Genomic DNA, 26,732 nt, shown 5'->3' with positions numbered 1-26,732 from the left:
CATGTTCCGCCTGACCGAATACATGCATCAGCTGGTCAAGCCGACACCGGTGCGCAAACGGCGCCCCGGTCCGGTAAAGCCGGTTGTGATCTGGAACTTGACGCGGCGCTGCAACCTGAAGTGCCGCCATTGCTACACCGTCTCGGCGGATGTCGCGTTCCCAGGTGAGCTCAGCCATGAGCAAGCCATGGTAACCCTTGAGGATCTGGGCCAGTTTCGCGTCCCGGCCCTGATCCTCTCGGGTGGGGAACCGCTGGACCGGTTCGATTTCTTCGACATTGCAAAACGCGCCCGTGATCTGGTGCCAATGCTGGCCTTGTCGACCAACGGAACCCGGATCTATGACGAAACCGCCGATATGATCGCGGATGTAGGCTTCAACTATGTCGGCATTTCGCTGGACGGGATCGGAGCGACGAATGATTGGTTTCGCGGCGTCGAGGGCGCTTTTGCGGACGCCCTGCGCGGCGTGCGAGAGTGTAAAAAGCGCGGCATCAAGGTTGGCCTGCGGTTCTGCCTGACCGAAGGCACGCAACATCACTTGCCTGACTTGCTGAGCCTTTGTGATGATGAAGGTGTCGACAAATTCTACCTGTCGCATCTTGTCTATGCGGGGCGCGGCGACAAGAACCGGGGCGAAGATGCCGCGCATCAGCGCACGCGCAAAGGCCTGGATCTGTTGCTGGAACGCGCCTGGGAAGCCGCATCGGGCGGCCGTCCGCTGGATATCGTGACCGGGAACAACGACGCTGATGCCGGATATTTCCTGAACTGGATTCGCACGCATTTCGACGCCGAAAAGGCTGCACATGTGCGCGCGCACCTGGCTGCGTGGGGTGGAAACTCAAGTGGCTTGGGCGTTGCCAATATCGACAATCTCGGCCGGGTCCATCCGGACACTTACTGGTCTGACTACACGGTGGGCAACGTAAAGACCAAATCGTTTTCCGAACTCTGGACCGGCGATGATCCGATGCTTGCCATGCTCCGCACCCGCCCACGCCCGCTGAAGGGGCGCTGCGGAGCCTGCGAACTCAAGGACGTGTGCGGCGGCAATACCCGCATCCGCGCCCTGCAATTGACCGGTGATCCGTGGGCCGAGGATCCGGCCTGTTACCTGTCCAACCAGGAAATCGGTGTGGATGACGCAGGGGAACGCCTTCAGGTCACACCGTTTCGGGGGAAAAGCCATGATCCGGCGCATCAGTTCTTTTAAGACACTCACATTCGGTACGTTGTGCTCGGTGTTGCTGGCGGGCACCGCCTGGGCGGATGCCCAATCGGATTACGCCGAACATTGCGCCTCATGCCACGGCGAGAACCGTCTGGGCGGGGTTGGCCCCGCGCTGATCCCTGAAACGCTCAAACGCATGCGGGGTCCCCGGGTCGCTGCGGTAATCGCGGAAGGGCGCGCGGCGACACAAATGCCGGCCTTCTCGCACGAGCTGGATGCTCTGCAAATCGAAGAGCTGGCCGGTTGGTTGAAGTCGCCGTTGGAATCCGACCCCGAATGGGGCGAGGCCCAGATATTGGCCAGCCGGACGCTGGACGAGGAATATGTGCCGGTGGATGCGCCCGTCTGGGACAGCGACCCGATGAACATCACCTTGGTTGTGGAAACCGGCGATCACCATGTCAGCGTTCTGGACGGCGACACGTTCGAGGTTTTGGACCGGTTCGAAACCCCCTTCGCCGTGCATGGCGGCCCCAAGTTCAGCCCGGATGGGCGGTATGTCTTCATCATGTCGCGCGATGGCTGGGTCCAGAAGTACGACATTTGGGCGCTGAAACAGGTGGGCCGCGTGCGTGCCGGCCTGAACAGCCGCAACATCGCCATGTCGGGCGATGGCAAATGGGTGGCCGTGGCGAACTACCTGCCCAACAGCCTGACGGTGTTGTCCACCGAAGACCTTTCCGTCGCAAAGGTCATCGAGGTCAAAAGCAAGAAGGGCCTGCCCAGCCGCGTCTCTGCGGTCTACCAGGCCCCTCCGCGGGAAAGCTTTGTTCTGGCGCTGAAGGATGTGCCCGAGATTTGGGAAGTGTTCTACGGCGCCAATCCCCCGCAATCCGGGCTTGGTCATGATTTCCGCATCGAAGGCCAGTTCAAGAACCCTGATCCATTCCCTGTGCGCAAGATCACCACAGCTGATTATCTGGACGATTTCTTTTTCGACCAGAGTTATGAATATGTCATGGGGGCGTCCCGCGATGGCAAGGGCGGGCAAGTGATTGATCTGGTGATCGGGCACAAGGTGGCCGATCTGGATTTGCCCGGAATGCCGCATCTGGGCTCGGGGATCACATGGAAACACGGCGATACGACCGTGATGGCTACGCCGCACCTGACAGACGGCGCCGTGTCGGTGATCGACATGGAAAGCTGGGAAACCGTCAAACGGATCAAGACCGAAGGGCCCGGGTTCTTCATGCGCAGCCATGAGAATTCGCCTTATGTCTGGGCCGATGTTTTCTTTGGCCCCAACAAGGACGCGATGCACGTCATCGACAAGCAAAGCCTTGAAATCGTAAAGACCCTGCGCCCTGCACCGGGCAAGACCGTGGCCCATGTCGAGTTCACCAGAGATGGCAGCCACGCGCTGGTTTCAATCTGGGAAGATGACGGCGCGGTGATCGTCTATGACGCGCAGACGCTGGAGGAAATCCGCCGCCTGCCGATGCGCAAACCTTCGGGGAAATACAATGTCTGGAACAAGATCACCTTCTCGGAAGGAACCAGCCACTGAGGGGAAATGGCCAGTTTGGAAACTGGCCATTCTGCTGTATCCGGCCACGGCGTTGACCGTGGCCATCAACCTGTTTTTGCTCGGGCTTATCCTGCACAGCGTCGGGTTCGGCGCAATCGAACCGGTGCCTGCAATCCTCTGGTCGATTCCACTGGGTATTCCTGCGGCATGGCTGGCCGGTCGGTGGCTGCGTGGATTGATGGATGAGGCCGACGGGTAGGTGCAAATTTTCAGGCACCTGACCTAAGTCAAGTTTCTGCCTGAAAGAATCCCCTAAGTTTCAGAAAAGAACGCCGAGCTGGATTCTCAATGCCTACCGTCCGCCCCCCGCATAGCCTGTTTGATCGCGTGTCCCGCGCGGTGTGCGGTTTGGTGGGTATTTTCCTGTTGCTTTTGCAGATGCTTGGCCCGGTGCTGGCGAGTCCCGGGGACAGCATGTGGATCGAGATCTGCTCGGAGGCAGGGGCGGTCTGGGTTGAAGTGGACCTTGAGGAAGGCACTGATGACCCGACCGCGCCTTGCCCGAAATGCGCCGATTGCGCGCTGTGCGCGGTGACAACGGCAGCCCCGCTGCCGGATCTGCCGCTGCTGATGCAATCCGAAAATGTACGGACAGTACCCGCTGCAATCGGGGATCTGTGCATTTTGTACAACTCAAGGCGACTGTGGCCCGAAACCCGAGGCCCCCCGTTCGCGACCCAAGAAGAATCTGAACGCGCCCTGCGCGCGTCCGTGGCGTCCACCCTAGCAACCGGAGGTGCGCCGTGGTCGTAAGTCGCGCAATCCATTTCCTGCTGGCTTTCACTCTGTCCTGCCTGATGGCGATCAGCGCCCATGCCGACAGCCTGGCCAGTTTCCTGCCCGACATCGAACCTGCCGATCTGGCCCCCGGCGCCGATGCCTTTGGCCCGGTGCGCGATGACGTCAAGGTCGCCCCCGTCCTGAAGGGCGGCGAGATCATTGCCTGGGCATTCCTGACCTCGGACTTTGTTGGCACGACGGGTTATTCCGGCAAACCGATCCACGTCGTTGCCGCCATCGACAACGACGCGGTGTTGACCGGAGTGCAACTGGTCAAGCACTCGGAACCCATCGTGCTGATCGGCATCCCCAATTCCCGCATGGTTGAATTGACCGAAGGCTATGCGGGCCTTGACCTTAAGGTTGAAGCCGAAACCGGGGGTGAGGGGCACGACCTCGACATCATTTCGGGCGCGACGGTCACGATCATGGTGATCGACGACAGCCTTGTGCGTGGCGGTATCAAGGTGGCGCGTGCATTGGGTCTGGGCGGCCTGTCACCGTTGCAGGCCGACGGGCCAAAGCGCGAAGTCGATATGGCGCAGAATGCGGTCCATGACTGGTCGACCCTTTCGGGCGACGGCTCGATCCGTCGGCTGACGCTGGATGTCGGGCAGGTCAATGCCGCCTTCGAGGCCACCGGAGACCAGCGCGCAATCAAGCGGCCCGAACCGGGCGAACCGGATGACACGTTCATCGACATGCATATGGCGCTTGTCTCGGTTCCGTCGATCGGCAAGTCACTGCTGGGCGACGCCGAGTACCAGAACCTTGTGAACTGGTTGGACGAGGGCGAACAGGCCATTCTGGTGCTGGGGCGCGGTGCCTACAGTTTCAAGGGGTCAGGCTATGTACGCGGCGGAATTTTCGATCGGATCCAGTTGATCCAGGGCGACAACTCGGTCCGGTTCTTCGACAAACAGCAAGTACGCCTTGGCAAGGTTGCAGCCCCGGATGCGCCCAGTTTCACAGAGCTGGACATCTTCAAGATCCCCGCCGATGCCGAGTTCGACCCGACCGAGCCGTTCCGCCTGCAACTGCTGGTACAGCGAGCCGTGGGTGCCGTTGAGAAAACCTTTCTGACATTCGATCTGGGTTACAAACTGCCCGACCGTTACCTGCTGCCCGTCGCAGCCTCTAAGGTTGTCGAGGATGCGACGGGCGAAGCCGCCGCCAAGGCTGCCCTGTGGCAGCGCATCTGGAAGGATCGCACTGTTGAAATCGCCGTTCTTGGCGTCATGCTGCTGGTCCTGACCGCGACGTTCTTCTTCCAGTTCCACGCGACGATGAATGCGCGGGTCTTCTACTGGTTCCGCATCGGCTACCTGACAATGACCCTGTTTTTCATCGGCTGGTACGCCAACGCGCAGCTGAGCGTGGTGAACCTGATGGCACTGGCAGGCAGCCTGCGCACAGGATTCTCGTGGGATGCGTTCCTGCTGGACCCGCTGGTGTTCATTCAATGGTTCGCCGTCGCCGCCGCGCTGTTGTTCTGGGGTCGCGGGGCCTATTGCGGATGGCTGTGTCCGTTCGGCGCGTTGCAGGAATTGACCAACAAGATCGCGCGGGCGTTCAAAGTGCCGCAATGGACTTTGCCCTGGGGTCTGAACGAACGCCTGTGGCCCGCGAAATACATGATCTTTCTGGGTCTTTTTGGCCTGAGTTTCGTATCGATCCCGCTGGCCGAGAAATATGCCGAGGTCGAGCCGTTCAAAACGGCGATCATTCTGAAATTCATGCGCGACTGGCCTTTCGTGGTCTTTGCGCTGGCCCTGCTGGGGATCGGGCTGTTCATCGAACGGTTCTATTGCCGCTATCTCTGCCCGCTGGGCGGAGCACTGGCGATCCCTGCCCGTATTCGCATGTTCGACTGGCTGCGCCGCTACAAGGATTGCGGCACGCCCTGTCAGACCTGCGCCAATGAATGCCCCGTTCAGGCGATCCACCCCACCGGTGAGATCAATCCGAACGAGTGCGTCACCTGCCTGCATTGTCAGGTGCTCTACCAGTCCGAGGACAAATGTCCCGTCGTTATCCGCCAGCTGAAACGGCGGGCCAAGACAGGATCGGTCCAGATGAAGACCCCGCTCGGACAACCACCGGCGAACCATCCGAACGCCAAACCGCAAACCGTTTCCTAAAAGGAGGAACGAACATGTCGGAACATGACAACAAACTAACCGTCACACGCCGTGGGATGCTGGGTGCAACAGCAACCGGTGCCGTGCTGGCCGGGACCGGTCTGGGCTCGACCCTGATGACCGCGAAACAGGCGAGCGCCGCGGCCAATGCCAATCTCGAACCGGGCGAACTGGACGAGTATTACGGTTTCTGGTCCTCGGGTCAGACCGGCGAGCTGCGCATTCTGGGCTTTCCGTCCATGCGCGAGCTGATGCGGGTGCCGGTGTTCAACCGCTGCTCGGCCACGGGCTGGGGTCAGACCAACGAGTCACTGAAGATCATGACCGAAGGGTTGCTGCCTGAAACCAAGGAGTTTCTCGCCAAGCGCGGCATGAAAACCTATGACAACGGCGACCTTCACCACCCGCACATGTCGTTCACCGACGGCACCTATGACGGCCGCTATCTGTTCATGAACGACAAGGCCAACACCCGCGTCGCGCGTGTCCGCTGTGACGTGATGAAATGCGACAAGATCACCGAGATCCCGAACGCCAAGGCGATCCACGGTCTGCGTCCGCAGAAATTCCCGCGCACCGGCTATGTCTTTGCCAATGGTGAAGATGAAACTCCGCTGGTCAACGATGGCAGCGTGCTGGACGATCCGTCGCAATACGTGAACATCTTCACCGCGCTGGACGGCGATACCATGGAAGTGGCGTGGCAGGTGATCGTGTCGGGCAACCTCGACAACACCGACTGCGACTATCAGGGCAAATACGCCTTCTCGACCTCGTACAACTCGGAAATGGGCATGAACCTGGCCGAGATGACCGAGAACGAGCTGGACCACGTCGTCGTTTTCAACATCGCCGAGATCGAAAAAGGCATCGAAGCCGGCGATTATCAGGAGTTAAAAGGCGTCAAGGTTCTGGACGGGCGCAAAGGGCAGAACAAGAAATACACCCGTTACATCCCGATCCCGAACTCTCCGCACGGCATCAACACCGCGCCAGACGGCAAGCACGTCTGCATCAACGGCAAGCTGTCGCCAACCGTCTCGATCATGGACGTCACCAAGCTGGACGCCCTGTTCGAAAGCGACGCCGACCCGCGGTCCTGCATCGTAGGTGAACCGCAGTTGGGTCTTGGCCCGCTTCACACTGCCTATGATGGCCAGGGCAACGCGTTCACCACGCTGTTCCTGGACAGCCAGATCGTGAAGTGGAACATCGACAAGGCCATCCGCGCCTACAATGGCGAGGACGTGGACCCGATCATCTCGAAGGTTGACGTGCATTATCAGCCGGGTCACAACTCGACTTCCATGGGTGAGACCAAGGATGCCGACGGCAAGTGGCTGATTTCGATGAACAAGTTCTCGAAAGACCGCTTCCTGAACGTGGGTCCTCTGAAACCCGAGAACGAACAGCTGATCGACATTTCGTCGGATGAGATGAAAGTGGTGCACGACGGCCCGACCTTTGCCGAGCCGCACGACTCGATCATCGTTCGCAGCGACATCGTGAACCCGGTCAACGTCTGGGATCGCAACGACGTTACCTGGGAAGACGCCCGCAAACAGGCCGAAGCCGATGGCATCGATCTGGAAGAAGGTGCGGAAGAACCGATCCGGGACGGCAACAAGGTGCGGGTCTACATGACCTCGCAGGCACCGACCTTCAGCCTCGAGAAGTTCACCGTCAAACAGGGCGACGAGGTGACAGTTTACATCACCAACCTCGATGACGTGGACGACGTGACCCATGGCTTCTGCCTGGGCAACTACGGAATCGCGATGGAAGTCGCACCGATGGCAACCGCCTCGGTCACCTTCACCGCCGACCGTCCGGGCGTGCACTGGTTCTATTGCCAGTGGTTCTGCCATGCGCTGCACATGGAAATGCGCGGCCGGATGCTGGTCGAACCGCAAGGAGCCTGACCCATGCGCTGGCCCCTGCTCATACCGCTCCTGCTCGGCTCGCCCCTTTGGGCGGCGGACTGGGATGTGCCCAACCGGGCGGGGGCCATCAATGAAATACTGGCTCAGGCGGCGGACGGAGATACCCTCCGCCTGAGCCCCGGTGTTTATGCCGAACATCTGATTTTGGACCGGCCCGTCACGATCGACGGGCTGGGACAGGCCATCATTGACGGGCAAGGCACCGGCAGCGTCATCACCGTAACCGGCCCGGGCGTGACCGTGCGCGGCCTGACAGTGATCGGCTCGGGTTCAAGCCATGACGGGATCGACAGTGGCATCCAGCTGACCAAGACGGCCCGCGCGCCGGTGATCGAAGACAATGAACTGCTGGGCAATCTTTACGGTATCGACATTCATGGTGCCAAGGACAGCATCGTGCGTGGCAACCGGATCGAAGGGCGTCAGGACCAGCGGATGAATGACCGTGGCAATGGCGTCTATGTCTGGAATGCGCCCGGTGCGCGGGTTGAGGACAATCACATCCGCTATGGGCGCGACGGGATCTTCGTGAACTCGTCCAAGAAGAACACCTTTACCGGTAACCTGTTCCGCGATCTGCGCTTTGCCGTGCATTACATGTATGCCGACAATTCGGTGGTCAGCGACAATGTCTCGATCGGCAACGATCTGGGCTATGCGGTGATGTTCACGACCAATGTGAAGGTTGCAGACAACGTCTCGATCGGTGACCGTGAACATGGCGTGATGCTGAATTATGCCAACAAGAGTCAGATCACCGGAAACGTGGTGATCGGTGCCAAGGAAAAGTGCACCTTCCTTTATAACTCCAACAAGAACGAATTCACCGACAACTGGTTCCAGGGATGCGGCATCGGCATCCACTTTACCGCCGGTAGCGAACGCAACCGCATCGTTGGCAATTCCTTCATCGGGAACCGGACACAGGTGAAATACGTCTCGACCAAATGGGTCGAGTGGTCCGAAGACGGGCGCGGCAACTACTGGTCCGATTTTGCCGCCTATGACGTGGATGGCAACGGCATCGCCGATGCCCCGTATCGGCCAAACGACTCGATGGACCATGTGCTGTGGACCCAACCCGCAGCCAAATTACTGCTCGGCTCCCCCGCCGTGCAACTGGTGCGCTGGTCGCAATCCGCCTTCCCGGCCCTGTTGCCGGGCGGCGTGATGGACAGCAACCCATTGATGCAAGCCCCTGAACCCCCAGCTATGAAAAAGGTGCCTCATGACGGATAAGGCCCTGTCAATCGACCATGTTCTCAAGGACCGAGGGAAAACCCGCGTTCTTGACGATATCACCCTGTCTCTTGCCCCCGGCCAGCGCGTTGCGCTGCTGGGCCATAACGGCGCGGGCAAGTCGACCCTGATCAAATCCATCCTCGGCCTGACGCCGATCCATGGCGGAGCCATTCGGATCGGAGACGCCACCCCCGGTAGTGCTCAGGCCCGGCGCGAAACAGCGTATCTGCCCGAAGCGGTGTCGTTTCATCCCGCGCTAACCGGGCGTGAGCAGTTGACCCTGTTTGCGCAGCTTTCAGGCGCAAAAGCCGATGTGCCCGGTTTGCTGGATCGTGTCGGCCTGAGTGACGCTTTGGACCGTCGGATCGGAACCTATTCCAAAGGCATGCGGCAACGTCTGGGACTGGCGCAGGTGTTGCTGGGCCAACCGAAAGTAGCCTTGCTGGATGAGCCGACGAGCGGATTGGACCCGATTTCTCGGCAGGACCTGTACGCCATCATCGACGAACTGGCTGCCCAAGGCACCGCCGTTCTGATTGCCTCACACGCGCTGACCGAGGTCGAGGCCCGCACCGACCGGATCGCCATCATGCGCAAGGGTCGGATGGTCGCCGACGACACCCTGAACAATCTGTCGGCTCTGGCCGGTCTACCGATCCGCCTGAAGGTACGCGCCAGCGCCAATCCAGATGTGCTGGCCGCTGAACTGGGCGGCAGCCGGATCAATGGGGCATCTGTTGAATTGCTCTGCTCACCCGAAGACAAAATGGAGGCCCTGCGCCGGATCGCCGGGTTGGGCGATGCGGTAGCGGATGTGGAAATGACCCCGCCCAAGCTGGAAGACCTCTATCGCCACTACGCACAGGAGGATTTGCAATGACCCGCTTCCTCGCCATCACCCGCACAGAAATGCTGATCCTGCGCCGCAACCGCTGGCTGCTGGTCGCAACGCTGATCATGGTGCTGTTCGCCTTGGCGCTGACCTTTGCGGGCAGTGCGCCAACCGGAACGCTGGGCGTTGACATGCTGACCGTTTCGGTTGCGTCGATGACCACGCTTTCGGTTTACCTCGCGCCCCTTCTGGCGCTGATGATCTCGTTCGACGCCATCGCCGGAGACGTGGACCGGGGCAGCCTGTCGCTGCTGTTGTCCTACCCTGCGGGGCGCGGAGAAATCCTGTTGGGCAAGTTCTGCGCCCATCTGGCCGCGCTGGCCTTTGCCATGACGGTCGGTTTCGGTACCGCTGGCGCGGTGGCGGCCTTCTTTGGCGGTGCTGGACCGGAAAGCCTGATGGCGTTGGTCCGCCTCATCCTCACATCCATCCTTCTGGGCGCCGTGTTTCTGGCGCTTGGATACCTGCTGTCCGCTTTGGCAAAGGGGGCCACGGCGGCGGCGGGGATGTCGGCCGGGCTCTGGCTGGTTTTTGTCGTCCTCTATGATCTGGGCCTGTTGGGGGCCGTCGTCATGGATAAGGGCGGCAGCTTCACCCAATCCGTCTTTCCCTGGGTGATGGTGGCCAACCCGGCCGACGCGTTCCGTCTGTGGAACATCGCGGCGACTGAAGGCGTTGCCATGGCATCCGGCATGACAGGAGCGGCACAGGCCTTGCCCGTCTGGGCCGCGCCTGCATCGCTGCTGATCTGGCCGGTGATCGGCTTTGCCCTGGCGCGGCTGGCATTCCGGAGGGTCGAGCCATGAAACCCCTCGTCCTGATTGCCTTGATCGCGTTGGCGGCCTGCAAGGAAGACCTGGCCGAGGCCCCCGATCCGGTGGATCTGACCCCGGACGCGCTGAGCTATTTCTGCCAGATGAACATCGCCGAACATGGCGGCCCCAAGGGGCAGATCCATCTGGAAGGATATCCCGCACCGTTGTTTTTTGCGCAGGTGCGCGACATGGTGGCATACCTCAAAAGCCCTGAACGTGATGCCGACATCACAGCCGTCTATGTCAGCGACATGGGTATTGCGCCAAGCTGGCGGCAGCCGGGTATCTCGAACTGGATCGCCGCGGATGGCGCGACCTTTGTTGTCGGCGCCAATGTGGCAGGTGGCATGGGTGCGCGCGAAGTGGTGCCTTTTGCCGATCCTGCCGATGCACAGGCATTCATTGAGATTTACGGCGGAACGGCACTGGGCCTGCCGGACATTCCGGACACCGAAGTGCTTGGCCCTGTCGATCTTGAACTGTCGTTGGAGACCCCCGTATGACCGCCTTGTCGCGCCGCCGATTTCTGATCATCTCAGCCGCTTGTGCTGCGGCCACACCACTTGCGGCCTCGGACGCGCGCTGGCACGGGACCGCGCTGGGTGCCACCGCCAGCCTGCGCCTTGTGGGTCTGACGGACGCCGAAGCTGCACCCATCATGGCCGCCATGGAGACCGAGATTGCCCGGCTGGAAGACATCTTCAGCCTGTATCGTCCGCAATCGCAGCTCAGCCGGTTGAACCGCGATGGTGTACTGACGGCGCCCGCTCCTGAATTGTTGAAGGTGCTAAGCCTCAGCACAGCGCTGCATCAGGCATCGGGTGGCGCATTTGATCCAAGCATTCAACCCGTGTGGGCGGCATTGGCTGCGCGCGCGCGCCCGGACGATCTGATTGAAGTTCAACAGGCAATAGGCTGGGAAAAGGTAATTTTCGACGCCTCGGCCATTCGCCTTCCGGTGCCCGGAAAATCGGCGCTGACGTTGAACGGTATAGCGCAGGGCGCGATCACCGACCGGATCGCCGACCTGCTGCGTGCTTATGGTCTGCGTGATGTTCTGGTCAATATGGGAGAGGTTGCCGCCCTGGGTGCACGTGGTGACGGTGCGCCATGGAAAGTTGGATTGGCGGCGCCGGACCAAACGGTTCTGAAGCGGATTGAATTGAGCGATCGGGCAGTGGCGACATCTTCAACGCTGGCGACTCAGCTCGGCCAAGGCGTCGGGCACATCATTACCTTGGATGGGCCTTCAAACCACGACAGGACCGTTTCGGTTTCTTCCCCGAAAGCGGCAATTGCGGATGGGTTGTCCACTGCGCTTTGCGCGGCATCCGCCGACAGGGTCAAAGAGATCCTGGCGTTCTTCCCCGACGCCCGTATCGAATTAAACGTTTAATGAAGAATTACAAATCTCAGACTGAACAAAAAAAATCCAAAAAAGTATGATATAGGTCAATTCGTGCGCTGCTGAAGGCAGCTAGGAAGTAAGGACGCGAACCTATCAATCCAATTTCGAGTCGCCAGCTATGAGCCAGATGACCAGCAGACGCGCTTTTCTAAGCGCGCGTGTCCTGCGGGAGGACCCAGATGCGATCCGTCCGCCGGGGGCAGTAGCAACTGGCTTCAGCGATCTATGCACACGTTGCGAAGACTGCGCCGCGGCTTGTCCTGAAGACATCATCACATTCGACGATGCCGGTTTCCCCGTTCTGGACCTGTCCGCAGGCGGTTGCACCTTGTGTGGTGACTGCGCCGACGTTTGTCCGACCCCGGCGTTGCTGACCGAACGTGTTGCCGAATGGCCATGGCGCGCACGAATCGATGACACAAGCTGCCTGTCGACCAACGGCGTAAGCTGCCGCCTGTGTCAGGACAATTGTGAACAGGATGCCATCCGCTTTCGCCTGCAACTGGGCGGACGCGCGGAACCGGCGCTTGAAACAGAAACCTGCATCGGTTGCGGTAGTTGTTCCGCCGCCTGCCCCGCCGGGGCGATCGTGATGCACCGCCCCGTCCCACACCACCCGGAGGTGACCCAATGAACATCTGTGGCTGTCTGGTCCACATCGCCCCCGATTACACCGATGCCGCACGCGCGGCGATGGCCGAAACTCAGGGCGTCGAGCTTCATGCCGAAGCCGAGGACGGCCGTTTTGTAGTTGTTGTCGAGGATACGGCCGACAAGCTGGCCTCGGACACCATCATGGATCTGCACCAGATCCCCGGAGTGATCTCACTGTCACTGACTTATCACCATTTCGAAGATCTCGCGGAGACGGCTCCGCGTCCTGATGCTCCAAGCCAACCGTCCAGCAGGAGGCCCATGCAATGACCATCTCTGAATCCCGTCGTACATTTCTGAAAGCGTCCGCAGCGGCAGCCACTGCCTCGGCTGCGGGCATTCCCATGGCCGCAGGTCAGGCCAACGCTCAGGTCGGCGCGCCCGATATTCGCTGGGACAAGGCTGCCTGCCGGTTCTGTGGCACAGGCTGTTCGGTTCTGGTGGGCACCAAGGACGGCCGCGTGGTCGCCACGCAAGGTGACCCCGACGCACCGGTGAACAGGGGCCTGAACTGTATCAAGGGCTATTTCCTGTCCAAGATCATGTACGGCAAAGACCGCCTGACCACACCGCTTTTGCGCAAGACCAACGGCCAGTATGACAAGAATGGCGAGTTTGAACCGGTCAGCTGGGATGAAGCCTTTGATGTGATGGCCGCCAAATGGAAAGAGGCCCTTGCCAAGAAGGGCCCGACCAGCGTGGGGATGTTTGGTTCGGGGCAGTGGACGGTCTGGGAAGGCTATGCCGCCGCGAAGATGATGAAGGCCGGGTTCCGGTCGAACAACATTGATCCCAATGCGCGTCACTGCATGGCCTCGGCCGTGGTTGGTTTCATGCGCACTTTCGGCATTGATGAGCCGATGGGGTGCTATGACGACCTTGAGCACGCCGATACCTTCGTGCTGTGGGGATCGAACATGGCTGAGATGCACCCGATCCTGTGGTCGCGCCTGACCGACACCCGCCTAACGAAACCGGGTTGCGAAGTGCATGTGCTTTCGACTTTCGAGCACCGCTCGTTCGAGCTGGCCGATAATGGCATGGTCTTTGCACCGCAAACCGATCTGGCTATCCTGAACTATATTGCGAACTACATCATCCAGAATGGCGCGGTGAACGAAGAGTTCGTCAAGAACCACGTCAACATCACCAAGACCGCCACCGATATCGGTTACGGCCTGCGGGACAACAACCCCCTGCAACAAGAGGCTGAAAACCCGAACTCGGGCAAGTTGGAGCCGATCAGCTTCGAGGAATATGCCGAAGCCGTTTCGAAATACACGCTGGAATACACCTCGGAACTGTCCGGTGTTCCGGCGGACAAGCTGGAGCGTCTGGCCCAGCAATATGCCGATCCGAACCGCAAGGTGATGAGCCTGTGGACCATGGGCTTCAACCAGCATACCCGCGGGTCGTGGGTGAACTCGCTGATGTATAACGTGCACCTGCTGGTGGGCAAGATTTCGGAACCCGGCAACTCGCCCTTCTCGCTGACCGGTCAGCCGTCGGCCTGCGGTACGGCGCGCGAGGTTGGTACCTTTGCCCACCGCCTGCCCGCCGACATGGTGGTAATGAACGACAAGCACCGCGAGATCTGCGAAACCGCATGGAACGTGCCCGCTGGCACCATTCCTGACAAGCCCGGTTTCCACGCCGTGCTGCAACACCGCAAGCTGAAGGATGGTGATCTGAACGCCTATTGGGTTCAGTGCACCAACAACATGCAGGCTGCGCCAAACATTAATGAGGAAGGCTATCCCGGCTATCGCAACCCGGAAAACTTCATCACTGTTTCAGACCCCTACCCGACGGTCACTGCGGTTTCTGCCGACCTGATCCTGCCCACCGCCATGTGGGTCGAGAAGGAAGGCGCCTATGGCAACGCCGAACGCCGCACCCAGTTCTGGCGGCAGCAGGTCAAGGCACCGGGCGAGGCCAAATCGGACCTGTGGCAGGTGATGGAGTTCTCGAAACGCTTCACCGTCGAAGAGGTCTGGGGCGAAGAATTGCTGGCCGCCATGCCCGAGCATCGTGGCAAGACCATGTATGACGTCCTGTTTGCCAATGGCAGCGTCGACAAGTTTCCGCTGTCGGAAACTGCCGAGGGCTTTGACAATGACGAATCCGAGCATTTCGGCTTTTACGTGCAGAAAGGTCTGTTCGAAGAGTACGCCAACTTCGGGCGCGGCCATGCGCATGATCTGGCACCATTCGAAACCTACCACCAGGCCCGCGGTCTGCGCTGGCCGGTCGTGGATGGCAAGGAAACGCTTTATCGTTTCCGCGAAGGCTATGACCCCTACGTGTCCGAAGGTGCTGGCGTGGAATTCTATGGCCACAAGGATGGCAAGGCCAAAATCATCTTTGCGCCCTATGAACCTGCCGCAGAAGAGCCGGATGCGGAATTCGATCTTTGGCTGTGCACCGGTCGCGTGCTGGAACACTGGCATTCAGGGTCGATGACACGCCGGGTACCGGAACTGCACCGCGCCTATCCAAACGCTGTCGTCTACATGCACCCGCAGGACGCCAAGGATCGGGGTCTGCGCCGGGGTCAGGAGATTGTTCTGTCGACCCGCCGGGGCGAGGTCACCAGCCGTGTTGAAACACGGGGTCGGAACAAGGTGCCGCGCGGTCTGGTCTTTATGCCGTGGTTCGATGAGCACCAGCTGACCAACAAGCTGACGCTGGACGCAACCTGCCCGCTGTCGAAAGAGACCGACTTCAAGAAGTGCGCCTGCAAGGTTGAGCGCGCGTAACCAGCAAGGATCATACGGGTCGTTCCCATGTCTCTTGTCGATAAACCCCTTTCGCCGCAGCGGCGCCGGTTCCTGCAGGACTCGGCGCGGGCGGCGGGCGGCTGCGTGGTCGCCGGATCGTTGCTGGCCTATCTGGCCCGCGACGCCCGCGCCCTGCCCGCCGATGCATTGCGCCCGCCCGGCGCATTGCCCGAGAAGGAGTTCCTGTCGGCCTGCATCCGTTGCGGTTTATGCGTGCGGGACTGCCCGTACGATACCCTGAAACTGGCCGAGCTTGGCTCGGATGCGGTGGCGACGGGAACACCATTCTTCATCGCCCGGGATGTTCCCTGCGAAATGTGCGACGACATTCCGTGTGTCGCCGCATGTCCAACAGGGGCGCTGGACCCCGGGCTGGAGAATATCGACGATGCCGAGATGGGTGTTGCCGTTCTGGTCGATCAGGAAAACTGCCTGAATTTCCTCGGTCTGCGCTGCGACGTCTGCTACCGCGTCTGCCCCGTCATTGACGAGGCGATCACGTTGGAGACGGCGCATAATACCCGGTCGGGTCATCATGCTTTGTTCATTCCCACCGTTCATGCCGACCGCTGCACCGGCTGCGGCATGTGCGAGAAAAGCTGTGTTCTGCCCGAGGCCGCCATCAAGGTGCTGCCTGCCCGACTGGCGCGCGGCAGTTCGGCCGAGCATTACCGCAAGGGTTGGGAGGAAAAAGCCGCCAAAGGCGCGCCGGTGGTCGAGGGGATCATCGATCTGCCGGACCGTTTGCCCGGACCGGGAACCGACAATCTTGCCGCGCCCGGCGGTTTTGCGCCTCAATATGATCTGCCGGGGGTGGGGCAATGAGTACTCGCACGCACATGCCCGTCGGTCAGGAGGCCGTTGAAAGCAAAGGGTGGATCGGGGCGCATCGCTTTTTGCTGATGCGCCGCGCAAGCCAGCTGTTCTTTCTGGTTCTGTTTCTGCTGGGCCCGTGGTTTGGCATCTGGATTGTCGAGGGCAATTTGGCAGGATCACTGACGCTGGGCGTGCTGCCTTTGACCGATCCGTTCATCCTGATGCAAAGCTTGGTTGCAGGTCATTGGCCCGAAGTGACTGCGCTGATCGGCGGGCTGATCGTTCTGGTGGTCTATGCCCTGATTGGTGGCCGTGTCTATTGTTCCTGGGTTTGCCCCATAAACCCGGTGACAGACGCGGCCAACTGGGTGCACCGCAAACTGGACCTGCCGAAAGGCTGGCAACCCAAGCGCGGCACCCGGCTGTGGATTCTGGCAACCGTGCTGCTGGTCTCGGGCCTGAGTGGTGTGATCGCGTGGGAGCTGGTCAACCCGATCACCATGCTGCATCGCGGGCTGGTATTCGGCATGGGCTTTGTCTGGGCCATGATCGCGGCCATCTTCGTGTTTGACGTCTTCGTCTCACGCCATGGCTGGTGCGGCCATCTGTGCCCGGTGGGCGCGTTCTACGGGTTGATCGGGTCGAAAAGCCTGCTGCGGGTCAGTGCCGCCAATCGCACGGCCTGTGATGACTGTATGGATTGCTATGCGGTCTGTCCTGAAAATCAGGTGATCTCACCCGCGCTGAAAGGCAAACCGGGAAGCTCGCCCCTGATGCTGTCACCCGACTGCACAAACTGCGGACGCTGCATCGATGTCTGCGCAGTCGACGTCTTCAACTTTACTCACCGGTTCGACGACCATGTCGTTCAACCTTCCGATCCAGTTGCCGCGCCTGAGCCGCGCGCTGCCAGACCTATCTAGGGGAGTGCCAAGATGAAAAGATCAATCGTTACAGGCGGAATTGCCCTTCTACCCGTAGTTTTGCTGAGCGGATGGGCCTTTGCCCAGTCCGCTCAAGTCGAAACGCTGCGGGGCGCGGACGTAGACGAGCCGATCCCTTTGGATCAGATTCACAAAAATGTCGAAGGACGGATGCAACGTAATTATCGCCAGCAGCCACCGCTGATTCCGCATTCGATCGAGCAATATCAGATTGATGTGCGCACCAATCAGTGCCTGTCCTGCCATGACTGGTCCAAGGCAGGTGAGCGTAACGCGCCGACCCTTTCAATGACACACTATCTGGATCGCGAAGGCCGCGAATTGGATCGCGTCGCCGGGACCCGTTATTTCTGCAACCAATGTCACGTTCCGCAGGCGGACGCGCCGCCGCTTGTTGAAAACGTGTTCCAGCCCTCGACCGGCAACTGATTCAACACAAGATTGAAAGGAGCACCGACATGGCAGACTCCCCCGAAAAACGCGGCTTTCTGGGTCGCCTTTGGAACGCGATCTGGACGCCGGCGGTAATGTTCAGCTCGGGCTTTCTGATCCTTGCCGGATTTCTGGCCGGTATCCTGTTCTGGGGCGGATTTCACTGGACCCTGGAACTGACCAACACCGAAGAGTTCTGCGTCTCGTGTCACACGATGGAAACGAACCTGGGTGAGTATCGCGAGACGATCCACTACAACAACCACTCCGGCGTGCGTGCGATCTGCTCAGACTGCCACGTTCCGGATGAGTGGAACCACAAGATCAAAGCCAAGATCATGGCCGTGAAGGACGTCTATCATGAACTGGTGGGCACCATCAGCACACCCGAGAAATACGAGGATCACCGCCTGGCGATGGCCTCGGCCGTCTGGAAGAAAATGAAAGCGTCTGACAGCCGCGAGTGCCGCAACTGTCACAACTTTGACTACATGGACTTCACCATTCAGGAAACCCGCGCTGCCTCGGAACACCAACGCGCCATCGACAACGGTATGACCTGTATTGATTGCCACCAGGGTATCGCCCACAGCCTGCCACCCAACTATCTGGAAACATACGAAAAGGTGACTGCTGGATTGGAAGATGAAGTTGTGCAGGAGCACGCTGCCGCGGGTGAAGACATCCGCGATTTCCTGAACAACAGCTCGAATTGATGTGGGGGCAGAGATGTTAGAGTTACTTGGAACCATCGGTGGCAACGTCCTGAGCTTGCCCGGCATACTCGGTCTGGCGCTAGGCATGATGACCCGCAAGCTGTGGCTGGGTGCGGCATTGGGCGGCGCAGTCGGCGTATTCGAAACGCTGGTTTTCGCAGGCTTCCGGTTTGCGCATGTAGAGCCACTGGAACTGATCATCGCTATTGTGGTCGGCGTCTGTGCAGGCAGCCTCGGCACTGCCATTCGCATCAAGGGCGCAACAGCCTGAAACACAGCCGGTTTCACCGTTTCGGTGGAACCGGCTAGTTACGTCGGGCCGGGCAGTGTCGTCACCAAGTCAATGACTGTCTTCTTGTGATTTCACGCCCGCTATCACCAATTCCGCATCTCCGGGCAAGGACTGGAAGGATGCGGGCAATGTGCGATCGGTGATGAGCACGTCTTTTTCTGTCAACCCGGGCAGGCGCAAAGCCGGGCTGGTCTGGGCCTCGTTGAATTTTGTGGAATCAACCGCCATGAAGGTTTGGTCCGCAATATCAGACATCGCGCGGGCCATATCAGCTTCGCATTGATCATAGACCATGAAGCCCTTGCTGGGATGCGCCAGTGACGCCGACAATATGGCAGTCCGGGCCGAGAACCCTGCAATTACGTCATAGGCGACCCGGTCGAAAGCGGCGCCGTCGTGGTTGCGCAACTGCGTTCCCGCCATGAAGACCCTGTTGCCCTCTTCCATCGACAACGTGGCGGCGATGAAGGCCGAGTTTGTCACCACAGTGAGGTTTTTGCGCGCGCGAAGTGCCTGAGCGATGAAGCCCGAGGTCGACCCCGTGTCGATGGCAATGGCCGAACCGTCCGGTATCCGCGCCGCAACGGCGTCGGCAATCGCGACTTTGGCGGCACGGTTCTGCGCCATGCGGGCCAGAAACGGAGGATCCAGCACATTTTGAGTGCTGACCAATGCACCATGCACCTTGGACAGGCTGCCCTTGGCGACCATCGGCTTCACGATTCGCCTTACGGTCTGGTCCGACACTTTGAGAATGCGCGCCAGCTCCATGACCGAAATTCGCCCATGCAGGTTTACCGTGCTAAGGATGTCTTGCTCGTATTTCGACATGAAGCGCCGCGATATTTGTTGATTTCATCAGGTTACTTGCAAGGTTGACGCTGTTCAAGCGACCCACTTCAACATTTTTCAAACATATTTGTTGCTTTTTGTTGTTTTGCGACTTTTGATGACAACATATCATTTGAAGTGGGTGGGCGCATGACAACGCATTCGGTCAGACATCTCATCATTGGCGGGGGCATCATCGGATGCTCTATCGCGTATCACCTCGCACGGTCCGGTGAAACGGATGTTGTTCTTCTGGAAAGGGCATCCCTGACCGAGGGGGCCACCTGGCATGCGGCGGGGCTTGTCGGGCAGTTGCGGTCATCTCGCAACACGACGCGGATGCTGAAACGGTCCGTGGCGCTGTATGATCGTCTGGCCGAAGAAACCGGGATGGAATTCGACTGGAAGAAAGTCGGAAGCCTGCGCCTGGCGGCAACCAAGGAACGGCTTCTGGAAGCAAAGCGCCTGGCGACAATGGCCCGCAGCTTTGATCTGGAGATGGAAATAATCTCGGCCGCCGAGGCCAAGGCGCTTTTCCCCTATGTCGACGCGCAAGGTCTGGAAGGCGCGGCCTTCATCCCGTCGGACGGTCATGTCGATCCCGCAGGCTTGTGTCAGGCAATTGCGTCCGGTGCCCGGATGCACGGTGCCCGGATCCGCCAATCCGTAGAGGTCACCGATTTTGAGATCCATAACGATCGCATCACCAAAGTGATGACATCGGAAGGGGACTATGAAGCGGACACTGTCGTTCTGGCCGCCGGAATGTGGAGCCGCGAGCTGGCCGCGAAACTCGGTGTCGTTGTTCCGGCCTGTGCCGTCGAGCATCAATACATCGTAACTGAACCCCTGCCCGACGCCGATCTTGTAAAACGCCTGCCAACCCTACGGGATCCCGAGCGGCTGGTGTATTACAAACCGGATGCAGGCGGGAGGCTTGTGATCGGCGGGTATGAGGACAACACGCTGCCATTCGGCGACAGGGGTATTCCGGGCGCGTTTGTCCGGCAGCTTTTGCCGGACAACCTGGAGCGGTTTGCCCCCCTTGCCGAACTGGCAGGTCAGGTTACGCCGGTCGTCAACACGGTTGGAATCCGGCAGGTGATCAACGGCCCCATCCCTTATTCCGCGGATGGCGATTTTGTCATGGGATGGGCGCCTGAACTGCGAAACCTGATGCTGGCGACCGGATTTCTGTACGGCATCGCGGCAGGTGGTGGCGCAGGAGAGATGATCGCGGAGTGGATTGTCGAAGGCCGCCCGAGCCTTGATCTGTGGCCTCTGGACGTGCGCCGGTTCAGTCCGCATCACGCCACGCGCGCCTTCATGTATCCTCGCGCGGTCGAGCATTACGCGCATCACTACAAGATGCGATATCCGGGGCAGGAGGCGGAAACGGCCAGAAACCTGCGCCTGTCGCCCCTGCATGAGCGGATGAAACAACATGGCGCGGTGTTCGGGTCCAAGAATGGCTGGGAGCGGCCGCTCTGGTTCGCTCCGGCCGGTGTAGAGCCGGTGGATCAGTTGGATTTCCTGTCGCCGGGTTGGAAAACCTATGCCGAACAGGAACATAAGGCCGCGCGCGACGGGGTCGTTCTGATCGATCAAACCAGCTTCTCAAAGTTCGAACTGATCGGCCCCGGCGCACTGGAGGCCCTTCAAAACCTTGCCGTTTCAAATATGGACAAGCCGGATGGCACGGTGATCTACACCCAATTGTGCAATAATCGCGGCGGGGTTGAAGCCGATATCACCGTCACCCGATTGGGGCGGGACCATTTTTACATCGTCACCGGGTCCGGATTCGGCGTGCATGACGCGGATTGGATCCGACGTCACCTGCCCCGCGATGGGCGCGCGCAGCTGATCGAAATGACGTCGGCACGCGCCGTCATCAATATCTGCGGCCCCAAGGCGCGGGATGTGATGCAGGCTGTCGCGGAAGAAGACGTCTCGAACCATGCGTTTCCCTTTGCAACGGCCAGAGAGATCACCCTGGGAACGGCAAAGGTCCGCGCGATCCGCATAGGTTACGTCGGAGAGCTGGGATGGGAGCTGCATATCCCGACCGAGTTCGCCCTGCATGTTTATGACCTGCTTTGGCAAGCCGGCCAAAGCCATGGCATCCGCGACATCGGCTACCGCACCATCGAGTCCTTGCGGCTGGAAAAAGGCTATCTCTACTGGAGCGCCGACATCACCCCCGACTATTCGCCAATCGAAGCGGGCCTTGGCGCGCGGGTCCATCTGAAATCCAAACAGGGCTTCATCGGGCGACCGGTGCTGGAGGCGCAGATAGCGACCGGCCCCGAGCGGCAGCTCTGCACGTTCATCACCGACGAGCGGCTGCCGATCACCGGAGGAGAGACCATACTGCATTCCGGCAAAACAGTCTCGCTGGCGTGCAGTGGTGGCTATGGGTTTACCGTCGGCAAGACCGTCCTCTACGGTTATCTGCCTGCGGGATTGGCTGGTGGGTCAGAATTCGAAGTGGAAGTGTTCGGAGAGCGTCACCCTATCCAGCATGTGGACGGACCGCTTTACGACCCGGCAAACAGCCGTTTGAAAGCCTGAGGGAGAGAGCGATGCAAACCGAGCCGAAACTTGAGATCATGCAGGCCCTTCGCAATGTGGCGGGGTTTGACACCCTTGCCGAGTCGGACCTTCGCACCAACCGGCTGGGCGGGTTGACCAATCTGGTCTACCGCGTCGAAGGCGGGCCAAGGACGGTGATCGTGCGCATCCCCGGCGAGGGCACCGAAGCCTATATCGACCGCGCGGTTGAAATCCACAACGCGCAGGTGGCCGCAAAAGCCGGGGTCGGCCCCGCAGTTCTGTGGGCAGACGCATCATCCGGCGTGATGATCAGTGATTGCGTGCCCGACATCGTGACGATGACACCCGAGATGTTTGCGACGCGCCCCGGGTCTGCCGCCCGCGCGGGAAAGGCGCTGAGGCAATTGCACGATGCCCCCGAGCCGTTCAAGTTTCGGTTCGAGCTGTTTTCGATGATCAACGACTACATGAAGGTGGTTGCGGACAAAAACGCGACCCTGCCGGACGGGTACGCGGACGTCGTGGCCGAGGCGGCCCCGATCCGCGAGGTGCTGCGGGACAAACCTGGGACATTGGTCCCGAGCCATTGCGACCCGCTGTGCGAGAATTTTCTGGATGACGGCCAGCGCATGTGGATCGTGGATTACGAGTATTCAGGCATGAACGATGCCCTTTGGGATCTGGGTGATCTGTCGGTCGAAGCCGGGCTGAACCACGAACAGGAACTGGAAATGCTAACCGCCTATTTCGACGGCCCGCCGAACGAGGCTCAGATCGGGCGCATGGTGATATACAAAGCCATGTGCGACCTGCTGTGGACGCTATGGGGATTGATTCAGCATGCGGATGAAAACCCCGCCGAAGATTTCTGGGCCTATGCCACGAACCGGTTCGAGCGGTGCAAGTCCCTGATGCTGGCCCCGTCTTTTGCGGCCCATGTAAGAGCCGTGGCCGAGGAATAGGGTTTCATCCACAGCCAGATCCGCCCTGGATACCGGATGTTTCCTAGCTTATCTCAGATCTTTGAGCCGCTTTCCCTGATACCTGTATCCCAATGAAGAACGGGCGGGCAAAAAACGGGATGCGCCGGAGCGTAAGTGTATCTGCTCGTAGCGCGCTTCGGCTTCTTGCTGGTGCCGGGGTCGAGTCTGCTATTCTGCCCGGTATCTCATGTCGGCCACGGCACTTTTGAACCTCATTCAGCCGTGACGTGGCGTCAGGGCCAGACCGGCATATCCGGTCCCCTAAAACCTTGCCAGTGAAGTCAACTTGAGACTTGAACCTTATGATATTCAAGGAAAAGCGCGTGACGGTGTGGTAATTATGAAGTAAATCGGTCAATCAATGTAACAAGTTAACAGTGCCATCTGTTCCTGCTATGGATTCAGCATGAATTCCTCTCTATTTTTGGATTATACATATACATTATGTTTATGTACTAAGGAGAAAACAGGGGGACAGTTATGGAAGGAGTCGCAAGCCAATGACGCGAGTCCTTGAGGCATCACCACGCATTTCAAAAGTCCTTCATCTGGCAGATCTGAATGACTATGCCACTCTGTTTCAGAGAGAGGGCGTGGACGACGACATTCTGGACGAATTGACTGATCCGGAACTGCGTGATCTCGGGTTGACGGTTGGTGAAAGGAAGCGCTTTCGAAAGGCGCAGGCCAGGCTGAAATCGCAGGAAGCGTCGAAGCGGCCCGAAGTCCAGTCCAAGGCCGAGCGTCGGCAACTGACTTTGGTTTTCTGCGATCTTGTGGGGTCGACACGGCTGGCTCAGCGATATGATCCGGAAGACCTGATGCAGATCATGAACCTGTATCTGGATACGGCGATCGGCACCTTGAAACAGCACGGCTGCCATCTGGCTTATCGGCAGGGCGATGGCATAATGGTGTATTTCGGATACCCGAAGGCCATGGAAGATGATGCCGAACGGGCCGTACGAGCCGTTTTGGAGACTATCGAGGCCGTTCAGAACCTTGAAAACGAGTTTGGAGAAAAGCTTGACCTGCGGGCAGGCATTGCGACCGGAATGGTTGTCGTGGGCGTTGTTTCTTCGAAAAGCTTGGGATCTCAGGACTTTCTGGTGGGTGAAACGGCGAATCTTGCATCCCGCTTGCAAGGGCTGGCCGAACCGGGTGAAGTGATCATTTCATCAGAGACCCGGAGGCTGACCCAGGGTGCCTTTGAATTCGAGCCACGCGGCAGCCACGAGCTGAAAGGCTTTGACAATCAGCGCAAAGTGTATCGCGTGGTGTCGGAAATCATGTCCACCAGCCGGTTCGACGCGCGGGTGGGTCAATCCGCGGTCGATCTTGTCGCCCGGCATGATGATCTTTCAACCCTGACCCGGCTTTGGAGCGAAGCGCAGGAAGGCTCGGGCCGGCTGGCGCTTGTCGGGGGGGCTGCGGGAATCGGCAAGTCGAGGCTGATCAAGTCACTGTCTGAAACAATCGGGGTCAAACCCTTTACATTGCAGTGCATCCCGCACCTGACCAGTCTTCCGCTGCACCCCATTGTCGGAGAATTGAGGCGCGTTTCCGGCGACAAATCAAATGACAGTATCCGGGCGGCGATTTCGGACTTCGTGCAATCGGCCTCACGGCTGAGTGACGCAGACTTGCCCGTTCTTCTGGATCTGGCAGGTATCGAGACCGGCGCCCCGTCAGAATCCGACCCGTTGAAGAAGGCGCGCAAATCCCTTGACGTGATGCTGCGCAGTCTGGGCAGCCTGTGTGACAGGCGCGGCACGTTGTTGTTGGTGGTCGAAGACGTTCATTGGGCCGATGCGACCACGTTGGATGTACTGGATGCGCTTGCATCCGCCTTGAGCAACTTTCCAGTACTGGTGGTTCTGTCGCACCGACCTGAATACGAACCTCCGGAACATTTCGAAAGCAGAGCCGCGCGCATTGATCTGTCTCCGCTTGGCAATACCGAGGCATCCGAACTGGTCCGGCGCGTGGCCGAGCCGTACAGCCTGCCTGTCATCCTGATCAGGCAGATCATCGAAAAGGCGGATGGCGTGCCGCTGTATATCGAAGAAATGACAAAGGCGGTTCTGGACCAGCTGCCCCAGGATGCCCCGATCAACGCCGAGGTTCTGGATGCGCTGAGCGTCCCGGCCACCCTTCAGGACTCGCTGATGTCGCGTCTTGACCGTATGGAACATGCTAAACCAGTCGCCCAGCTCGGATCGGTCATCGGGCGCAGTTTCACCGCTCAGATGATCCACGCGGTGGCGCATGAAGACATGGATGTGGAAAGCGCCCTCATGCAGCTTATGGCGGCTGGCGTCGTGCTGATCACCAGCGATTCAGGGTCGGCCACATACACGTTCAACCACGCGCTGGTTCAGGATACGGCCTATAATTCGTTACTGCGGGAAGACCGGCAGAAGGTGCATCTGAAAATCGCCCAAGCATTGCTGGACGGTCACAAAGCATTCGGCAGCCCGGCTCCTGATACTGTCGCGCATCATTGCGATCTTGGCGGATTGAAGGATGAGGCTGTCACGAATTGGGTCACGGCAGGTGAACTGGCGTTGTCCCGACTGGCAAACCTGCCCGCGATTTCCGCTTTCCGGGCCGCCCTGCGCAACATCGGAACTATGAAGGTCAACGCGGATCGCGATGGCTTCGAACTTCGGGTTCAGATGAACATTCTGCCCGCCTATATGGCGATTTACGGATGGTCGTCCGATCAGGTCGGCGAGACTGCCGCCCGGGCGATGGAACTGGCCCAGTCTTTGGGCGACGGCGAGACGCTTTTTGCCGCAACCTTCTGCCGTTGGACCCATTTCTTTGTTGCCGGTCAGATGAACCGAGCGATGGAAATGGGACAAGCGCTGGATATGATGGCCGGCATGACCGACGACCCCGTCGCCAATGTGCTGGCGGCACGGGCGCTGAGCTTTACTCATTACTTCCGCGGGGAATTTTCGGAATGCGAACAACAGCTGGAACGCGCATTCGCCCTGATCACACCCGAGCTGGATATGGCCATGATGCCCATGACCCAGTCTTCCACTGCCGCGTCATTGCTGGCCATTCAGGGATGCCTGCTGTGGCAACAAGGAAAGTTCGAAAAAGCCGAGGCCGCGCGTCTGGAATCCATCGAGGTCAGCAGAGCGCTGAACCACGCACCCAACCTTGTCTACGTGATGGGCGCTTGCAGCATGTTCCTGCCCTATGCGGGGGAATGGGACCGGCTTGACGTAACGATGAAAGAAGCCAGAAAAGTCGCGGATGAGGAAGGGTTTCTTTACCTTCACGCGATGCAGGACATCTATATGGGCCTCGCGCAGGCCGGAAAGGGCGACATCGCAGGTGTTCCGGAACGCATCGAGACATGCATGAACCTGATTTCCAAATCTGGTGGAAACTTTACTTTTCCTCAGAATCAGATTGTTCTGTCTGAGTTGATGATTGATCACGGAGACGTTGATCAGGCTTTGGACCGGCTGGAAACCGTTTGCATTCCCGGCTGGGAGCGCGGCGAGACGTTGAACAAACCTGAATATCACCGTGTGCGAGCAAAGGCTTTGGCCGCAAAGGGGGACTTGGACGCTGCAATCAGCGAGGCGGAAAAAGCGCTTTCGCTTGCGCGGGATTGCCGTGGAGTTGTTCAGGAGCAGCGGGCCCGCGATCTGCTGGGCAGATTGAAAGAAGAAAAATGAACAAGATTGACTGCCCCGCCAAATTGGGCAGCAGCACCGAG

Annotated in this window: 23 protein-coding genes; 22 read left to right on the top strand and 1 reads right to left on the bottom strand. The window is 59.5% G+C overall.

Features of this window, described 5'->3' with window-relative positions:
* Position 1 precedes the first annotated feature (1 nt).
* The 19 genes from nirJ (at position 2) to GS605_RS08345 (ending at position 18,599) form a co-directional block, all read left to right on the top strand.
* Positions 2 to 1,216 carry a heme d1 biosynthesis radical SAM protein NirJ gene (gene nirJ / locus GS605_RS08435; protein ID WP_171635883.1) on the top strand — a complete coding sequence of 405 codons (1,215 nt, stop codon included), beginning with the start codon at positions 2 to 4 and terminating at the stop codon, positions 1,214 to 1,216.
* Positions 1,191 to 2,744, top strand: coding sequence for a nitrite reductase (locus tag GS605_RS08430; protein ID WP_171635881.1), 1,554 nt, complete (start codon positions 1,191 to 1,193; stop codon positions 2,742 to 2,744). The genes nirJ and GS605_RS08430 overlap by 26 nt, the downstream gene beginning before the upstream one ends.
* Positions 2,701 to 2,964, top strand: a complete 264-nt coding sequence (locus GS605_RS08425; RefSeq protein WP_171169778.1) for a hypothetical protein — start codon at positions 2,701 to 2,703, stop codon at positions 2,962 to 2,964. Before GS605_RS08430 ends, GS605_RS08425 begins: the two co-directional genes overlap by 44 nt.
* Before the next feature lie 89 nt (positions 2,965 to 3,053).
* Positions 3,054 to 3,518, top strand: a complete 465-nt coding sequence (locus GS605_RS08420) for a DUF2946 family protein (RefSeq protein ID WP_216600140.1) — start codon at positions 3,054 to 3,056, stop codon at positions 3,516 to 3,518.
* Between the two features lie 44 nt (positions 3,519 to 3,562).
* Complete coding sequence (locus tag GS605_RS08415; protein ID WP_216600149.1) at positions 3,563 to 5,686, top strand: NosR/NirI family protein; 2,124 nt, start codon at positions 3,563 to 3,565, stop codon at positions 5,684 to 5,686.
* A gap of 14 nt (positions 5,687 to 5,700) precedes the next feature.
* Entirely contained in the window at positions 5,701 to 7,608 is a 1,908-nt protein-coding gene (gene nosZ / locus GS605_RS08410) for a TAT-dependent nitrous-oxide reductase (protein WP_171723686.1), read from the top strand.
* 3 nt (positions 7,609 to 7,611) lie between these two features.
* Positions 7,612 to 8,868: a nitrous oxide reductase family maturation protein NosD gene (locus GS605_RS08405; RefSeq protein ID WP_171723685.1), complete on the top strand. Its 1,257-nt coding sequence runs from the start codon at positions 7,612 to 7,614 to the stop codon at positions 8,866 to 8,868.
* Entirely contained in the window at positions 8,858 to 9,751 is an 894-nt protein-coding gene (locus tag GS605_RS08400; protein WP_171723684.1) for an ABC transporter ATP-binding protein, read from the top strand. The genes GS605_RS08405 and GS605_RS08400 overlap by 11 nt, the downstream gene beginning before the upstream one ends.
* A complete protein-coding gene (locus GS605_RS08395; RefSeq protein WP_171723683.1) occupies positions 9,748 to 10,569 on the top strand; it encodes an ABC transporter permease in 822 nt (273 codons plus the stop codon). The genes GS605_RS08400 and GS605_RS08395 overlap by 4 nt, the downstream gene beginning before the upstream one ends.
* Positions 10,566 to 11,081, top strand: coding sequence for a nitrous oxide reductase accessory protein NosL (locus GS605_RS08390; protein WP_171119369.1), 516 nt, complete (start codon positions 10,566 to 10,568; stop codon positions 11,079 to 11,081). Before GS605_RS08395 ends, GS605_RS08390 begins: the two co-directional genes overlap by 4 nt.
* Positions 11,078 to 11,974 carry an FAD:protein FMN transferase gene (locus GS605_RS08385; RefSeq protein ID WP_171723682.1) on the top strand — a complete coding sequence of 299 codons (897 nt, stop codon included), beginning with the start codon at positions 11,078 to 11,080 and terminating at the stop codon, positions 11,972 to 11,974. Before GS605_RS08390 ends, GS605_RS08385 begins: the two co-directional genes overlap by 4 nt.
* Positions 11,975 to 12,104: 130 nt before the next feature.
* Complete coding sequence (gene napF, locus GS605_RS08380; protein ID WP_171635864.1) at positions 12,105 to 12,620, top strand: ferredoxin-type protein NapF; 516 nt, start codon at positions 12,105 to 12,107, stop codon at positions 12,618 to 12,620.
* Positions 12,617 to 12,910: a chaperone NapD gene (locus GS605_RS08375; protein ID WP_171723681.1), complete on the top strand. Its 294-nt coding sequence runs from the start codon at positions 12,617 to 12,619 to the stop codon at positions 12,908 to 12,910. Before napF ends, GS605_RS08375 begins: the two co-directional genes overlap by 4 nt.
* Entirely contained in the window at positions 12,907 to 15,399 is a 2,493-nt protein-coding gene (gene napA, locus GS605_RS08370; protein WP_171723680.1) for a nitrate reductase catalytic subunit NapA, read from the top strand. Before GS605_RS08375 ends, napA begins: the two co-directional genes overlap by 4 nt.
* Positions 15,400 to 15,426: 27 nt before the next feature.
* Positions 15,427 to 16,245 (top strand): ferredoxin-type protein NapG, encoded by an 819-nt coding sequence (napG, locus tag GS605_RS08365; protein ID WP_171723679.1) that lies wholly within the window; start codon positions 15,427 to 15,429, stop codon positions 16,243 to 16,245.
* Entirely contained in the window at positions 16,242 to 17,159 is a 918-nt protein-coding gene (napH, locus tag GS605_RS08360; RefSeq protein WP_171723678.1) for a quinol dehydrogenase ferredoxin subunit NapH, read from the top strand. The genes napG and napH overlap by 4 nt, the downstream gene beginning before the upstream one ends.
* A 12-nt stretch (positions 17,160 to 17,171) precedes the next feature.
* Entirely contained in the window at positions 17,172 to 17,609 is a 438-nt protein-coding gene (locus tag GS605_RS08355; protein ID WP_152460388.1) for a nitrate reductase cytochrome c-type subunit, read from the top strand.
* Positions 17,610 to 17,638: 29 nt separating this feature from the next.
* Positions 17,639 to 18,328 carry a NapC/NirT family cytochrome c gene (locus tag GS605_RS08350; protein ID WP_171723677.1) on the top strand — a complete coding sequence of 230 codons (690 nt, stop codon included), beginning with the start codon at positions 17,639 to 17,641 and terminating at the stop codon, positions 18,326 to 18,328.
* A gap of 13 nt (positions 18,329 to 18,341) precedes the next feature.
* Entirely contained in the window at positions 18,342 to 18,599 is a 258-nt protein-coding gene (locus GS605_RS08345) for a hypothetical protein (RefSeq protein ID WP_152460390.1), read from the top strand.
* A 69-nt stretch (positions 18,600 to 18,668) separates the two neighbouring features.
* Here GS605_RS08345 and GS605_RS08340 read toward each other — a convergent pair whose 3' ends face one another.
* Positions 18,669 to 19,451 (bottom strand): DeoR/GlpR family DNA-binding transcription regulator, encoded by a 783-nt coding sequence (locus GS605_RS08340; protein ID WP_171723676.1) that lies wholly within the window; start codon positions 19,449 to 19,451, stop codon positions 18,669 to 18,671.
* A 150-nt stretch (positions 19,452 to 19,601) separates the two neighbouring features.
* On the opposite strand from GS605_RS08340, the gene GS605_RS08335 reads away from it, so the two are divergent.
* From GS605_RS08335 to GS605_RS08325, 3 genes are all read left to right on the top strand, one after another.
* Entirely contained in the window at positions 19,602 to 22,025 is a 2,424-nt protein-coding gene (locus tag GS605_RS08335; protein ID WP_171723675.1) for an FAD-dependent oxidoreductase, read from the top strand.
* Between the two features lie 11 nt (positions 22,026 to 22,036).
* Positions 22,037 to 22,969: a choline/ethanolamine kinase family protein gene (locus GS605_RS08330; protein ID WP_171723674.1), complete on the top strand. Its 933-nt coding sequence runs from the start codon at positions 22,037 to 22,039 to the stop codon at positions 22,967 to 22,969.
* Positions 22,970 to 23,490: 521 nt separating this feature from the next.
* A complete protein-coding gene (locus GS605_RS08325) occupies positions 23,491 to 26,691 on the top strand; it encodes an adenylate/guanylate cyclase domain-containing protein (protein ID WP_171723673.1) in 3,201 nt (1,066 codons plus the stop codon).
* Positions 26,692 to 26,732 lie beyond the last annotated feature (41 nt).

This window comes from Ruegeria sp. HKCCD7559 (assembly GCF_013110575.1).
Taxonomy (GTDB): Bacteria; Pseudomonadota; Alphaproteobacteria; order Rhodobacterales; family Rhodobacteraceae; genus Ruegeria.
The sequence above is the reverse complement of the archived record's forward strand: the minus strand, read 5'-3'. Positions and strand labels throughout refer to the sequence as shown.

Bases quoted from the DNA above. Each gene is read 5' to 3' on its own strand.
- nirJ (WP_171635883.1), top strand. From the start codon at position 2: ATGTTCCGCCTGACCGAATACATGCATCAGCTGGTCAAGCCGACACCG.
- GS605_RS08430 (WP_171635881.1), top strand. From the start codon at position 1,191: ATGATCCGGCGCATCAGTTCTTTTAAGACACTCACATTCGGTACGTTG.
- GS605_RS08425 (WP_171169778.1), top strand. From the start codon at position 2,701: ATGTCTGGAACAAGATCACCTTCTCGGAAGGAACCAGCCACTGAGGGG.
- GS605_RS08420 (WP_216600140.1), top strand. From the start codon at position 3,054: ATGCCTACCGTCCGCCCCCCGCATAGCCTGTTTGATCGCGTGTCCCGC.
- GS605_RS08415 (WP_216600149.1), top strand. From the start codon at position 3,563: ATGGCGATCAGCGCCCATGCCGACAGCCTGGCCAGTTTCCTGCCCGAC.
- nosZ (WP_171723686.1), top strand. From the start codon at position 5,701: ATGTCGGAACATGACAACAAACTAACCGTCACACGCCGTGGGATGCTG.
- GS605_RS08405 (WP_171723685.1), top strand. From the start codon at position 7,612: ATGCGCTGGCCCCTGCTCATACCGCTCCTGCTCGGCTCGCCCCTTTGG.
- GS605_RS08400 (WP_171723684.1), top strand. From the start codon at position 8,858: ATGACGGATAAGGCCCTGTCAATCGACCATGTTCTCAAGGACCGAGGG.
- GS605_RS08395 (WP_171723683.1), top strand. From the start codon at position 9,748: ATGACCCGCTTCCTCGCCATCACCCGCACAGAAATGCTGATCCTGCGC.
- GS605_RS08390 (WP_171119369.1), top strand. From the start codon at position 10,566: ATGAAACCCCTCGTCCTGATTGCCTTGATCGCGTTGGCGGCCTGCAAG.
- GS605_RS08385 (WP_171723682.1), top strand. From the start codon at position 11,078: ATGACCGCCTTGTCGCGCCGCCGATTTCTGATCATCTCAGCCGCTTGT.
- napF (WP_171635864.1), top strand. From the start codon at position 12,105: ATGAGCCAGATGACCAGCAGACGCGCTTTTCTAAGCGCGCGTGTCCTG.
- GS605_RS08375 (WP_171723681.1), top strand. From the start codon at position 12,617: ATGAACATCTGTGGCTGTCTGGTCCACATCGCCCCCGATTACACCGAT.
- napA (WP_171723680.1), top strand. From the start codon at position 12,907: ATGACCATCTCTGAATCCCGTCGTACATTTCTGAAAGCGTCCGCAGCG.
- napG (WP_171723679.1), top strand. From the start codon at position 15,427: ATGTCTCTTGTCGATAAACCCCTTTCGCCGCAGCGGCGCCGGTTCCTG.
- napH (WP_171723678.1), top strand. From the start codon at position 16,242: ATGAGTACTCGCACGCACATGCCCGTCGGTCAGGAGGCCGTTGAAAGC.
- GS605_RS08355 (WP_152460388.1), top strand. From the start codon at position 17,172: ATGAAAAGATCAATCGTTACAGGCGGAATTGCCCTTCTACCCGTAGTT.
- GS605_RS08350 (WP_171723677.1), top strand. From the start codon at position 17,639: ATGGCAGACTCCCCCGAAAAACGCGGCTTTCTGGGTCGCCTTTGGAAC.
- GS605_RS08345 (WP_152460390.1), top strand. From the start codon at position 18,342: ATGTTAGAGTTACTTGGAACCATCGGTGGCAACGTCCTGAGCTTGCCC.
- GS605_RS08340 (WP_171723676.1), bottom strand. From the start codon at position 19,451: ATGTCGAAATACGAGCAAGACATCCTTAGCACGGTAAACCTGCATGGG.
- GS605_RS08335 (WP_171723675.1), top strand. From the start codon at position 19,602: ATGACAACGCATTCGGTCAGACATCTCATCATTGGCGGGGGCATCATC.
- GS605_RS08330 (WP_171723674.1), top strand. From the start codon at position 22,037: ATGCAAACCGAGCCGAAACTTGAGATCATGCAGGCCCTTCGCAATGTG.
- GS605_RS08325 (WP_171723673.1), top strand. From the start codon at position 23,491: ATGACGCGAGTCCTTGAGGCATCACCACGCATTTCAAAAGTCCTTCAT.